Source organism: Arthrobacter sp. zg-Y895 (assembly GCF_020731025.1).
Lineage (GTDB): Bacteria > Actinomycetota > Actinomycetes > Actinomycetales > Micrococcaceae > Arthrobacter_B.
In genome coordinates this window covers 217,063-228,763 of the sequence record NZ_JAJFZY010000012.1, presented here as the reverse complement: position 1 = coordinate 228,763, position 11,701 = coordinate 217,063, and the positions used below count along the sequence as shown (strand labels likewise).

Below are 11,701 nucleotides of genomic sequence, written 5' to 3'. Positions count from 1 at the left end.
AGTTAGCCGATGTTCTGCACGGCGGACTTCGCCCGCGCACCCGCACCCGCAGCCGTCTCATCATTCTGCGACAGCGTCTGCTTCACCAACGCAATAATGTTCCGCGTCTCGTTGGCCGCGTTCCGGAAACGGTTCTCCACCGCCTGGTAATCCTCCGACACACCATCAGCCTGGAAATCCGACATAGCCGCATTCACGGCCTTCTCACGCTCACCGATCAACGACTCCAGCCGGGCAACAATCGACTGGATATCCCCCTGCACCGCAGAGGAAGTATCAGTGTCATAGCTCAAACGATCCTGGGACATGGCAAATCCTTTCAACACCGGCACCCACGTGCCGGAAAGCAACGGAACTAAGAAAAGGGACAGAAGAACTAGCGCGAGGAACCGAAACGCGCCGAGTCGAACGACGCCGAGCCCTGCTGCTGGGCCGCGTTGTCCGCAGCCTCCTGGTCACCGGTCTGGAAGTGCCGGTCCATCTCCGACTGACCCATCAGGATCGCCGAGAGGGAGCTGTTGAGCTCATTGGCAACCTCATCCGTGCGGGCCTTGAACTCGTCAAACTTCACCCGGCCGGCACCGTTGAACTTGCCCTCCAGCGGCGCCGCAGCCTCCATCAGGCTCCGCACCAGCTGCCCCAGATCCTCATTGGAGGAACCCGTCTGCTGCGTCAACGTCCCAAGGGTCGAAGAACCCATATCAAACTTCATGGCAAACCACCTTTTCGGCACCCCTCGGCGCCCTCGTCCGAACTGTTCCCCCGAGCAGCCGGACGAATTCACCCAAAGGTAAATCCCGTTCCATTTGCCGGTAACCCCCATCAAACCCACAGAAACCAACCCGGTCAAGGAAAACACATGGGCAGAACTACCCATCGGGACTGCGCTCGGCTAAAGGGCCGGCAGGGGGTCGGGTTAAAACGACAACGGCGCCGGACCCAGTCCGACGCCGTTGTTTTGGTACTCAGCAGTTAGCCGATGTTCTGCACGGCGGACTTCGCCCGCGCACCCGCACCCGCAGCCGTCTCATCATTCTGCGACAGCGTCTGCTTCACCAACGCAATAATGTTCCGCGTCTCGTTGGCCGCGTTCCGGAAACGGTTCTCCACCGCCTGGTAATCCTCCGACACACCATCAGCCTGGAAATCCGACATAGCCGCATTCACGGCCTTCTCACGCTCACCGATCAACGACTCCAGCCGGGCAACAATCGACTGGATATCCCCCTGCACCGCAGAGGAAGTATCAGTGTCATAGCTCAAACGATCCTGGGACATGGCAAATCCTTTCAACACCGGCACCCACGTGCCGGAAAGCAACGGAACTAAGAAAAGGGACAGAAGAACTAGCGCGAGGAACCGAAACGCGCCGAGTCGAACGACGCCGAGCCCTGCTGCTGGGCCGCGTTGTCCGCAGCCTCCTGGTCACCGGTCTGGAAGTGCCGGTCCATCTCCGACTGACCCATCAGGATCGCCGAGAGGGAGCTGTTGAGCTCATTGGCAACCTCATCCGTGCGGGCCTTGAACTCGTCAAACTTCACCCGGCCGGCACCGTTGAACTTGCCCTCCAGCGGCGCCGCAGCCTCCATCAGGCTCCGCACCAGCTGCCCCAGATCCTCATTGGAGGAACCCGTCTGCTGCGTCAACGTCCCAAGGGTCGAAGAACCCATATCAAACTTCATGGCAAACCACCTTTTCGGCACCCCTCGGCGCCCTCGTCCGAACTGTTCCCCCGAGCAGCCGGACGAATTCACCCAAAGGTAAATCCCGTTCCATTTGCCGGTAACCCCCATCAAACCCACAGAAACCAACCCGGTCAAGGAAAACACATGGGCAGAACTACCCATGCGGCCGGTGCCCGCGGATAATGTTCCGCTATTCCCAAGGCACCCGCCGCCGCTAGGACGGCAACAGTCCTTGCGGCGGTGCGCCCGGACTGCTAGGCCTGTTGGTAGATAAACTGCGACAGAAGCAGTCGCCGCCCCCAGCGGCAGACATCGCGATGAAGGGAAGTGCGGCGTGGCCAGGAAAGAACCCCGCGTTAAAGAAGTCAACGAGAGCGACATAGAGGTCAAGGGACAGCCGAAGGAGTGGGCGGCGGGACTTCCTGCCGTCTACCACTCCATGAAGCCGGCGATTGAACACATGGGGCTCGCCCGCGCCTTGGGGACCACCTTCCGCATGAACCAGAAGCACGGATTCGACTGCCCGAGCTGCGCCTGGCCGGACCCGAAGGACCGCAGCCCGTTCGAATACTGCGAAGAGGGAGTCAAGGCCGTCACGTGGGAAGCCACCCCGGTGGTTATTTCCTCGGACTTCTGGGCCGAACACAGCCTCACGGACCTGCGCGGTCGTTCGGAATACTGGTTGGGCATGCAGGGCAGGCTGACCGAGCCCCTGTACAAGCCGGCTGGTGAAGACCATTACCGGCCCGTCAGCTGGGATGAAGCACTGGGGATCGTGGCTGACCGGCTCAAGGCCCTGGATTCCCCGCACGAAGCGGCGTTCTACACCAGCGGGCGCACCTCCAACGAGGCGGCCTTCCTGTACCAGCTCTTCGTTCGCGCCTATGGCACGAACAACCTGCCCGACTGCTCCAACATGTGCCACGAGTCCTCAGGCTGGGCCATGGGCCAGACCATCGGAATCGGCAAGGCCACAGTGACTTATGACGATTTCGGCCAGGCCGACCTGATCATCCTCATGGGCCAGAACCCGGGTACCAACCATCCGCGCATGCTTACCGCACTGGAGCTGTGCAAGCGCAACGGCGGCAACATCGTAGCCGTGAACCCGCTTCCCGAGGCCGGGCTGAAGCGCTACAAGAACCCCCAGAAGGCCCGGGGCATCGCAGGAAAGGGCACCGAACTCGCGGACCAGTTCCTGCAGATCCGGCTCGGCGGGGACATGGCCCTGCTCCAGGCCATTTCCAAGCGGGTGTTCGAGGCGGAGGACAAGAACCCGGGAACCGTCCTTGACCACGAATTCCTCGAGGAGCACTGCGAAGGGCTGGCAGACCTCAAGGAACATCTGCTGCTGCTCGATGATGAGGAAGTGCTGGAAGCCACCGGACTGCGCGCCGAGGAAATCGACGAACTGGCCGAACGCTACCTGCGGGCCGAAAAGGTAATCATCACCTGGGCCATGGGCATCACCCAGCAGAAAAAGGGCGTCGCCACCATCAAGGAGATCATCAACCTCCTGCTGCTGCGCGGCAACATCGGCAAGACCGGCGCCGGCGCCGCCCCTATCCGCGGGCACAGCAACGTCCAGGGCGACCGCACCATGGGCATCTGGGAACAGATGCCGGGGACCTTCCTCGACTCGCTCGGCAAGGAGTTCAACTTCGACCCGCCGCGCGAGCACGGCGCCGACGCCGTGGAAACCTTCCTCCGGATGCAGGACGGCCGGATCAAATTCTTCATGGCGCTCGGCGGAAACCTGATCTCCGCCATCTCGGACACCCACTTCGCCGAGGCCGCCATGCAAAAGACGGACATGACCGTGCAGATGTCCATCAAGCTCAACCGCTCCCATCTGGTCACCGGCAAGGAAGCGCTGATCCTTCCGGTGCTGGGCCGTACCGAAATCGACGTCCAGGAAACGGGCCGGCAGTTCGTATCGGTGGAGGACACGGTCTGCGTTGTCCACGCTTCGCACGGCGGGGTGGAACCTGTCTCCAAGAACCTGCTCTCCGAACCGGCCCTCGTCGCCCGGCTCGGTGCCCTGGTGATCGGCGACCGGATCGATGCCGACTGGGCCGGCTTCGAGAAGGACTACGACCTGATCCGGGACCACATCTCCCGCGTAGTCGCGGGCTGCGAAGACTACAACGAGCGGATCCGCCACGAGGGCGGGTTTGTACTGCCCAACGGCCCCCGTGATTCGCGGACCTTCCACACGCCCACCGGCAAGGCGGTCCTGACGGTTAATGACCTGGAAGCGGTGCAGCGTCCGGAAGGCACCCTGCTGCTGCAGAGCATGCGCTCCCATGACCAGTGGAATACCACCATCTACGGGCACAATGACCGGTACCGGGGCATCAAGGGCGGCCGCCATGTGCTGTTTATGAACTCCGGTGACATCGAGGAACTCGGCCTGGCAGACGGCCAGTACATCGACATCCACGGTGTCCACCACGACGACGCCAAGCGTGTCCTGCGCAATTTCCGGGTGGTCTCGTACCCCACGCCCAAGGGCTGCGTGGCGGCGTACTACCCGGAAGCCAACGTGCTGGTACCGCTGGACCACGTTGCCGAGGGCAGCAACACCCCGGTATCCAAGACCGTGCTGGTCAAGGTGGTACCGGCCGCACAACAGACTGCGGGCCCGGAAGACAAGATGCGCCGCGAAACGGCACCCGTGTAGGCAGCAACAGCCACTACGCACAACAGGCCAGGATTTCGGTCCCGGCCTGTTGTGCGTATCGACGTCTCCTTACTGGGCAGAACCCTTCCAACCGGGCTGGTCCGGCCCTTCCAAGCCGGTTTCAGCCAGCTGGAAGGCGGTGTCTGCCGCTTTCTGGACCGCTTCTTCAGAGGATTTCCGCCCGCTGGTGGTGGTGAGTCCGGCTGCATACCCGACCACAAAGGCACTGACCAGGCCCGCGTTGTCTGCAACGGTCCGGGCCGACTTCTCCCCCAGCTCCATGAGCATCTTGTGGTCCACTTCAAGATCCAGGATCTGCAGGGCCTGGGTGAGGCGCCTGCTCCAATCGTTCAGTCGGCGCTCTTCAATCTCCGGGTTGGTGCTCATTGCGGCTCCTTCATCGGTGCGTGTGCGGTGATTAATTAGTCAAGCTTTAGCACCCGCGGCCCGGCATCCACAACGTACGCCTCAGCTTCGACGGTGCGGCACCGGCGCGTGTGACGCAGACCCCACCCGGATCGTGTAAGGATATGTCGGTACTTGTCCAAGTGGTGGGGGGACTTATTTTGGCGAGCGATTATGACAATCAGCTGATCGAATCCGTGACCGTGCGCCGGAACCGGCTGCTCGGCGCCCTGCTGTACGGGGAAAACCCGAACGAGCGCCGGTGGATGGACAGTGTGCGCCTCTTCCTGTTCAGCGTGGCGGCTGCAGCGGTCATCGCCGCGGTCTGCGTGGGGTATTCCTTTGTGAGCAACCTGCTGGAAGAGAACCGCCAAAAGCAGGAGGAGCAGCGCCGGCAGCAGAATTCGGCCGCCTACCACTCTTCGGACCCCCGCGATGCGCATTACGACGCCGGTCCCGCCGCCGGCCGGTACAACGTTGCCTTTTCGATGCAGACAGGATCCTAGCCGCCATGGCCCATGCCTTCACCCGAGTGACACTGATCGGTTCCCGGCGCCACCTGGACCTGCTCCTGCCGTCGGACCAGCCCGTCGGTGCACTGATGCCGCAGGTCCTGGAGCTGCTGAACGACCCGCCGGCAGATGAGGTGGCCGCCAAGGTCCTGGTCGGACCCGACGGCACCGAGTTGTCCGCGGAGAGCACGCTGAGCAGTGCGGCAATAGCCGATGGTTCCTCGCTGCTGCTCTGCAACGCGTCCGAGGCTCCCCCCGCCGCCGTCGTCTATGACGTCACGGACCTGGTGGTCAGCGAAACCGAGGCTGTCTCGGGCCGCTGGACCGACAGGTTCCGGGAACTGACCGCCGGCATCTTCGCTGCCGTGGGCCTGTGGGCAGGCGCAGAGATCCTCCTGGGCGCGGTGGCCCCCGACGACGCCTGGTGGCTGCTGCTCTCCGCGTCCCTGGTGCTCCTCACGGCCGGCACGGCGCTGGCACGGCCGCCCCGGACGTCCGCCATCGGCCCCACGCTGCAGGGGGCCGGCTGGCTGCTGGGCTTGGGTGCCCTGCTGCGCGGCGACCTGGAACCGGAAACAACCCTGCTGTTGTTCGCCGGACTGTCCGTGCTGACCCTTGTGGGAATGGGACTGAGCGCAGCCAACCCGCGGGCCCTCTTCACGGGCGCCGGCACCCTTGCCTTGGCCACCGTCATCTGGGCGGCGGCGGGAATCATTTCCGAGAACCCTTCCCGCACGGCAGCGCTGGCCGCCGTGGCGAGCGTCCTCCTGCTCGGCCTGCTCCCGAAGCTGGCGCTGTCCGCCTCCGGCCTGGCAACCCTGGATGACCAGCGTGCCACCGGTGGAACCATCAGCAGGACGGATGCGCTTGAGGCCGTGGCCGGCGCCCACCGGGGGCTCACCCTGGGCGCGATCCTTACGTCGGTTTCCATAGCGTTGGGGCTCTGGGTGCTCGGTACCGACGCGGAGCACCAGAAATGGACGCTGCCGCTGCTGTTCGCCCTGACCCTGGCGGTCTTCCTGCGGGCCCGCTCCTTCCCGCTCGCCGCCGAACGCATTTCGCTGTACGCCGCGTCCGGTGTGGGGCTGACCGCCCTCACCCTCGCGTCCCTGCGGTTTTTCTCCTCCGCGCCCTGGGCTGTGGGCCTGGCGGTGCTGATCCTTGCCGCCTGCATCGCGGCCAGCCTGACCCTTGACCTGCCGGACCACGCCGAAGCCCGCCTTCGACTGCTGGCCAAGCGCCTGGAGACCTTCGCCATCCTGGCATCGATTCCCCTGGTCATCGGGATGTTCGGCATTTACTCCCAGCTGTTGGACAGCTTCTGATGGGCGCATCGCTTCACCCGCGGGTTTGCCCGCCATCCGACACCTTTCATCCCGCTGATCCGGCCGCCGCGGCCGGTGGAGGACTATAGCCATGAGCTCACCTGTGAACGCCGAGCCGCTGCCCTACGGTGCCCCTGGTACCGCCACTCCGGACGGCTTCGAATCAACGCCCCAGCGACTCCGCCGCACCCTGCGGACCCGTCCGGCCGAGGGCCTGCTCCGCCGCTCGGTCAGCTCCGCGGGGAACCTCTTCCGCGGGGATGACTATCCGCACCGTCTGGCCGAGGCGGCGGCCGGGGCGCAGGCACCGGTGTCCACCGGCCGGCGCATCGCCGTCGTCGGCTCCCGCGGCGGTGCCGGGAAGACCACGCTGGCGGCCCTGCTCGGATCGGTTTACTCCTCCATGCGCACCGACGCCGTGACGGTCCTGGACAACGCTCCCTCCGGCGGCACGCTGGCGCTGCGCACCGGCGTCCCCGACGCAGCCTCCCTGGATATCGCCGCAGCCGAGCTGTCCCGCCGCCCTCCGACGTCGCTGGCTGACCTCTCCGCACTGCTGACCCCCGCCGGCCGCGGTAACCTGCTGGTCACCGGGCGCCGCGGCACCGGTGGACGGCCGGCCGCCGACGACGCCGCCGCCAAGGCACTGTCCCTGGCCATCTCCCGGTACTGCCCCATCACCGTGATGGACTGCGGCACCGGACTGGATCTCCCCAGCACGCGTTGGGCGCTTTCCCAGTCGCATCTGGCGGTCTTCGCGACAACGGCCTCCGTGGCTGGCCTGGAAGATGCCGGCCTGTACGCCACGGCCTGGCAGCGGGACCCGGCACTGGCAGCCGTGCCGCTGCTGGTGGTGGTAGTCCGGAACCAGCCGGACGGGCCGTTCCGCGCCGACGCCGAAGCGCGCCGTTTGACGCGCATGGGTATCGACGCCGTCGGGCTGGGATATGACCGGCACCTCGCCGCCGGAGTGGAAATCAGCCTTGGCCTGCTGGCCCGGCGAACCCGTCTCGAGGCGGCCGCCCTGGCCGCCGGCGTCCTGGCTCGGGCCACGGCATGAGCGTCCGGATCCTGCACCGGCCGGCCCGGACCACAGCGCCCGCCCGCGGCCTGGAACCGTTCACCATGGACGCCCCGCCGCAGATGGAACAGGGCAAGGGCGGCATGAACATGATGTCGTTGGTACCCCTCCTCGGTGCCGGCGTCTCCATGACGGTCATGATGCTCTTCCGCGGATCCCCGCTGGCTGCTGTGGGCGCACTGGCCATGGTGGTCACCATCCTGGCCTCCGTCATCATGATGGTCAGCCAGCGCGGAAAGCAGGGCCGCCAGCGCAAGGACCGGCGGGAAAACTATCTCGAATACCTCGAACGCTGCCGCGCCACGCTCCGAGCCGAGGAACACACGGCCGTCAAGGTGGCCCGGATTGCCAGCCCGCCGCCGGACGCCCTGTTCGACATCATCCGCAATACCCGCAGGATCTGGGAGCGGCGGCGCCACAACGAGGATTTCCTTGACGTGCGCATCGGCACCGGTCCGCGGCAGAACCGGGAAGTACAGATCATGAACTCCGGGTCCGCGGTGATGCAGAGTGACACCTTCATGATGACGGAACTGGAGATCCTCAAGCGGCGCTACGAGTCCAGCCCCGAACTGCCGTTGACGGTACCGCTGGACTGCGCCGGGAATGTCAGCATTGTCGGCTCACGGGAGTTCGTGCTGCGGGTCAGCCGCCTGCTGCTGGTCCAGGGTGCGGCCTTCCATTCCCCGGAGGACCTCCACCTGGCCCTGGCCGTGCCCGAGGCCGAACGGGAAAACTGGGAGTGGGCCACTTGGCTGCCGCACTTGGCGGACCAGAAAAGCACCCACCGCACCGGGCCTGTCCGGCGGCTCGCCCCGTCCATGGACGTCTTGTCGGACCTGCTGGCCGATGACCTCCACGGACGTTCCAGCCTGGCCGCGGAGTCCCGGAAAAACTTCCTGCGCGGAGGCGTGGGCACGGCACTGCCCCGCCTGCTGGTGGTTGCCGATTCCTACGGAGAGCTACCGGTGGAGCTGGCAGTCCCGGACAAGCAGTCCTCCCCCGGCGCCCTTGGGATCACCACGCTGTTCCTGGTGCAGGAACGCCGGCAGGAACCCAGCGAAGTGGCCATCCGCATCAGTGAGGACGGCGAAGGTTTCCGGGTGGAAAACTACCGGACCGACCCCGTGGAGCCGGTGGTTGAGGCGGGCACCCTGGACCAGTTGCCGGTCCCGCTCGCGCAGTCCCTGGCCCGCAGCCTGGCCCCGCTGCGGCTCTCCCCCGATTCGATGGAACACGATTCCTCGGAAAACTCGGAGGGGTTCCTGGAAATGCTGGGCCTCTCCCCGCGGCTGGATGAAGCCGATATCCGCCGGTTGTGGAAGCCCCGCGGGGAGGTGGACTTCCTGCGGGTTCCGCTGGGCCCCGATGACCGCGGCCGTCCGGCCCTGCTGGACCTGAAGGAATCGGCACAGTTCGGGCACGGCCCGCACGGCCTGTGCGTGGGTGCCACAGGCTCCGGCAAGTCCGAAATGCTGCGCAGCCTCGTGGTGGGCCTGCTGGCCACGCACTCCCCCGAGGTGCTGGCCATGGTGCTGGTGGACTACAAGGGCGGCGCCACCTTTGCCCCCTTCGCCAACGCACCCCAGGTCACCGGCGTCATCACCAACCTTTCCGACGACGTCAGCCTGATCGAACGCGTCTACGCCAGCCTCTCCGGCGAGATCCAGCGCCGGCAGGAAGTCCTCAAAGAAGCCGGCAACCTCGCCAACATCACCGACTACCAGCTGCACCGGCAGGAGCTGCTGGCCCAGGGCAAAGACCTGGCACCGCTGCCCCACCTGGTGGTGATCATTGACGAATTCGGCGAGCTGCTGACCGCACGCCCGGACTTCATCGAGCTCTTCCTGTCCATCGGCCGCATTGGACGGTCGATCGGCGTTCACCTGCTGCTCTCCAGCCAGCGCATCGAGGGCGGCAAGCTCCGCGGCCTGGACACCTATCTCTCCTACCGGATCGGCCTGCGCACACTCTCCGAAGCTGAATCACGCACCGTGCTGGACACCCCCGACGCCTTCCACCTGCCGCCGGTCCCCGGGTTCGGGTACCTGAAGGTGGATACCACCACGTACACCCGGTTCAAGTCCGGGTATGTGTCCGGCCCGCTTGAGCTGGAAGAAGAGGACGAACCGGAGACCGACGACGCCGGGCGGCCCGCCGTCCTGCGCGTCCCGCGGTATGCCGCGACCCTCGAAGAGGCCGTACAGCAGGACCCCGCCAAACCGGCGTCGACCTCCGGCTCCAAACGCACCACCGGACCCACGGTGCTCTCCACCCTCATGGACACGCTCGCGAAATTCCCCCGCGCCGTCGAACCGATCTGGCTGCCGCCGCTCCCCGGAGGCATTGCGCTGGACATCGCCGCGGGTGGGCTGGACGCCACCAGCCACGGCATCCGGCTGGCTACCGGCGGCGGTTTGAAGGTCCCGGTAGGGCTGCTCGACGATCCGGCGAAGCAGTGGCAGGGCATCTGGGAAGTGGACCTGGCTGCCAACGGCGGCAATGCGGCAATTGTCGGCGGACCGCAGACCGGCAAGAGCACCGCCCTGCGCACGCTCGTCTCCAGCCTGTCCCTGACCCATTCCCCGGCCGAAGTGGGTATCTACGCCATTGACCTCCTCGGCAGCGGACTGGTTCCGCTCGAAGGGCTCCCCCACGTGGGTGGCGTGGCGGTACGCACCAACCGTGAGGTGGTCCGCCGTACGGTGGATGAAATCCTGGCCATGCTCGCCCAGCGGGAGCGGATCTTCGAGAAGTACCAGATCGACTCGCTGCCCACTCTGCGCCGCCTCTGTGCGCAGGGCGGCATCCCGGAACTGCCCAGCGCGGACATCGTGATGGTGCTGGACGGCTACGGGCAGCTCTCGGACGAGTTCGAAGAGATTGAAAAATCCGTGCATGCCCTGATCAGCCGCGGCGGCGGGTACGGCATCCATGTGGTGGTGACCTGCTCGCGGATGAACGAAATCCGCATTGCCCAGCAAAGCTTCTTCGGTAACCGGATTGAACTGCGCCTATCCGATCCCGGGGAGTCGGCGCACGGCCGGAAACTGGCCGAGGCCGTGAGCCCGGGAACGCCCGGCCGGGCGCTGATGGACCGGAAGTTGCAGGGGCATTTCGCCCTTCCGCGCATCGACTCCGAATCGGACCCGGACACCGCCAACTCCGGGATGCGGGATCTTGTGGACGCGGTTTCCGCTTCCACGGACGAACGCGCCATGCAGGTTCGCGTGCTCCCCGCAGTGGTGGACGCAGCAAGCGCACCCACACCGACGGCCCCCGCCACGGTGCCGTTGGGCCAGCGCGAGACGGACCTGGGCACCGAACTGCTGGACCTGCACAACAAGGAACGCCATCTGGTGATCATGGGCGACGACGGCGCCGGCAAGACCAACGCCATGCGGTCGGTGATCCGCCGCCTGGCCGAACAGCACAACGCCGAGGACATTGTGTTCGCGGTTTTCGATCCGCGGCGCACGCTCACGGACGAGGTCCCGGACGACTACCTGGGCGGATATGCCACCAGCGCGGCCCTGGCCGAACAGCTGGCCTCTGCCGTGGCCGGCGAGCTGCAGAAACGGATCAGTGCCACCCCCGAAGAGGTCGCCGCCCTGCCCCGGGTGGTGCTGGTGATCGACGACTATGACGTACTGACCGCCGGCGGCTCGTCCCCCCTGAGCAGGTTGACGCCCTTCCTGCCGCTGGCCCCGGAAATCGGTCTGCACGCCGTGCTTTCCCGCCGGGTCCGCGGAGCCAGCCGGGGCATGTACGAGTCCTTCTTCACGGCCCTGCGTGATTCCGGTGCCGCGGCGCTGATTCTCTCCGGCGACCGCGGGGAAGGCACACTCATCAACGGTGTCCGGGCCCGGGCACTGCCGCCGGGACGCGCCCAGCTGGTCCAGCCCGGACGGCCGGTACAGACCCTGCAGCTGTTCTGGAACGAGACGGCCAGCGACGTGCTGGTGGGAGAACCGGGGCGCTGAGTTCGGGCTGGACGCCGCCCGGGAGCC

Annotated in this window: 10 protein-coding genes; 5 read left to right on the top strand and 5 right to left on the bottom strand. The window is 65.9% G+C overall.

Translation table 11 applies throughout. The features are described 5' to 3' along the window. Nucleotides 1-2: 2 nt before the first annotated feature. The 4 genes from LJ760_RS16340 to LJ760_RS16325 all read right to left on the bottom strand — a co-directional run bounded on the left by LJ760_RS16340 (nt 3) and on the right by LJ760_RS16325 (nt 1,682). Complete coding sequence (locus LJ760_RS16340) at nt 3-308, bottom strand: pore-forming ESAT-6 family protein (RefSeq protein WP_227924368.1); 306 nt, start codon at nt 306-308, stop codon at nt 3-5. Between the two features lie 68 nt (nt 309-376). Further along, complete coding sequence (locus LJ760_RS16335; protein WP_227924367.1) at nt 377-712, bottom strand: hypothetical protein; 336 nt, start codon at nt 710-712, stop codon at nt 377-379. 260 nt (nt 713-972) lie between these two features. After that, the gene (locus LJ760_RS16330) at nt 973-1,278 is read right to left on the bottom strand and encodes a pore-forming ESAT-6 family protein (protein WP_227924368.1); all 306 of its coding nucleotides are present in this window, start codon (nt 1,276-1,278) and stop codon (nt 973-975) included. 68 nt (nt 1,279-1,346) lie between these two features. Further along, a complete protein-coding gene (locus LJ760_RS16325; protein ID WP_227924367.1) occupies nt 1,347-1,682 on the bottom strand; it encodes a hypothetical protein in 336 nt (111 codons plus the stop codon). Between the two features lie 337 nt (nt 1,683-2,019). Here LJ760_RS16325 and LJ760_RS16320 point away from each other — a divergent pair, with 337 nt between their 5' ends. Continuing rightward, on the top strand, nt 2,020-4,368 hold the full coding sequence (locus LJ760_RS16320) for an FdhF/YdeP family oxidoreductase (protein WP_227924366.1): 2,349 nt from the start codon (nt 2,020-2,022) through the stop codon (nt 4,366-4,368). A gap of 69 nt (nt 4,369-4,437) precedes the next feature. Here LJ760_RS16320 and LJ760_RS16315 read toward each other — a convergent pair whose 3' ends face one another. Further along, nucleotides 4,438-4,755 carry a DUF6457 domain-containing protein gene (locus LJ760_RS16315; protein ID WP_227924365.1) on the bottom strand — a complete coding sequence of 106 codons (318 nt, stop codon included), beginning with the start codon at nt 4,753-4,755 and terminating at the stop codon, nt 4,438-4,440. 143 nt (nt 4,756-4,898) lie between these two features. Between LJ760_RS16315 and LJ760_RS16310 the strand changes: the two genes are divergently transcribed. The 4 genes from LJ760_RS16310 (at nt 4,899) to eccCa (ending at nt 11,674) form a co-directional block, all read left to right on the top strand. After that, complete coding sequence (locus tag LJ760_RS16310) at nt 4,899-5,279, top strand: hypothetical protein (RefSeq protein WP_227924364.1); 381 nt, start codon at nt 4,899-4,901, stop codon at nt 5,277-5,279. Nucleotides 5,280-5,284: 5 nt separating this feature from the next. After that, nucleotides 5,285-6,610, top strand: a complete 1,326-nt coding sequence (gene eccD, locus LJ760_RS16305) for a type VII secretion integral membrane protein EccD (protein WP_227924363.1) — start codon at nt 5,285-5,287, stop codon at nt 6,608-6,610. A 91-nt stretch (nt 6,611-6,701) separates the two neighbouring features. Next, complete coding sequence (locus LJ760_RS16300; RefSeq protein WP_227924362.1) at nt 6,702-7,670, top strand: hypothetical protein; 969 nt, start codon at nt 6,702-6,704, stop codon at nt 7,668-7,670. Beyond that, the gene (gene eccCa / locus LJ760_RS16295) at nt 7,667-11,674 is read left to right on the top strand and encodes a type VII secretion protein EccCa (RefSeq protein WP_227924361.1); all 4,008 of its coding nucleotides are present in this window, start codon (nt 7,667-7,669) and stop codon (nt 11,672-11,674) included. The genes LJ760_RS16300 and eccCa overlap by 4 nt, the downstream gene beginning before the upstream one ends. The last annotated feature ends 27 nt before the right edge of the window (nt 11,675-11,701 follow it).

Excerpts from the sequence above, each read along its gene's own strand:
- eccD (WP_227924363.1), top strand. The coding sequence starts at position 5,285 with ATGGCCCATGCCTTCACCCGAGTGACACTGATCGGTTCCCGGCGCCAC.
- LJ760_RS16300 (WP_227924362.1), top strand. The coding sequence starts at position 6,702 with ATGAGCTCACCTGTGAACGCCGAGCCGCTGCCCTACGGTGCCCCTGGT.
- LJ760_RS16335 (WP_227924367.1), bottom strand. The coding sequence starts at position 712 with ATGAAGTTTGATATGGGTTCTTCGACCCTTGGGACGTTGACGCAGCAG.
- LJ760_RS16315 (WP_227924365.1), bottom strand. The coding sequence starts at position 4,755 with ATGAGCACCAACCCGGAGATTGAAGAGCGCCGACTGAACGATTGGAGC.
- LJ760_RS16325 (WP_227924367.1), bottom strand. The coding sequence starts at position 1,682 with ATGAAGTTTGATATGGGTTCTTCGACCCTTGGGACGTTGACGCAGCAG.
- eccCa (WP_227924361.1), top strand. The coding sequence starts at position 7,667 with ATGAGCGTCCGGATCCTGCACCGGCCGGCCCGGACCACAGCGCCCGCC.
- LJ760_RS16310 (WP_227924364.1), top strand. The coding sequence starts at position 4,899 with ATGTCGGTACTTGTCCAAGTGGTGGGGGGACTTATTTTGGCGAGCGAT.
- LJ760_RS16340 (WP_227924368.1), bottom strand. The coding sequence starts at position 308 with ATGTCCCAGGATCGTTTGAGCTATGACACTGATACTTCCTCTGCGGTG.
- LJ760_RS16330 (WP_227924368.1), bottom strand. The coding sequence starts at position 1,278 with ATGTCCCAGGATCGTTTGAGCTATGACACTGATACTTCCTCTGCGGTG.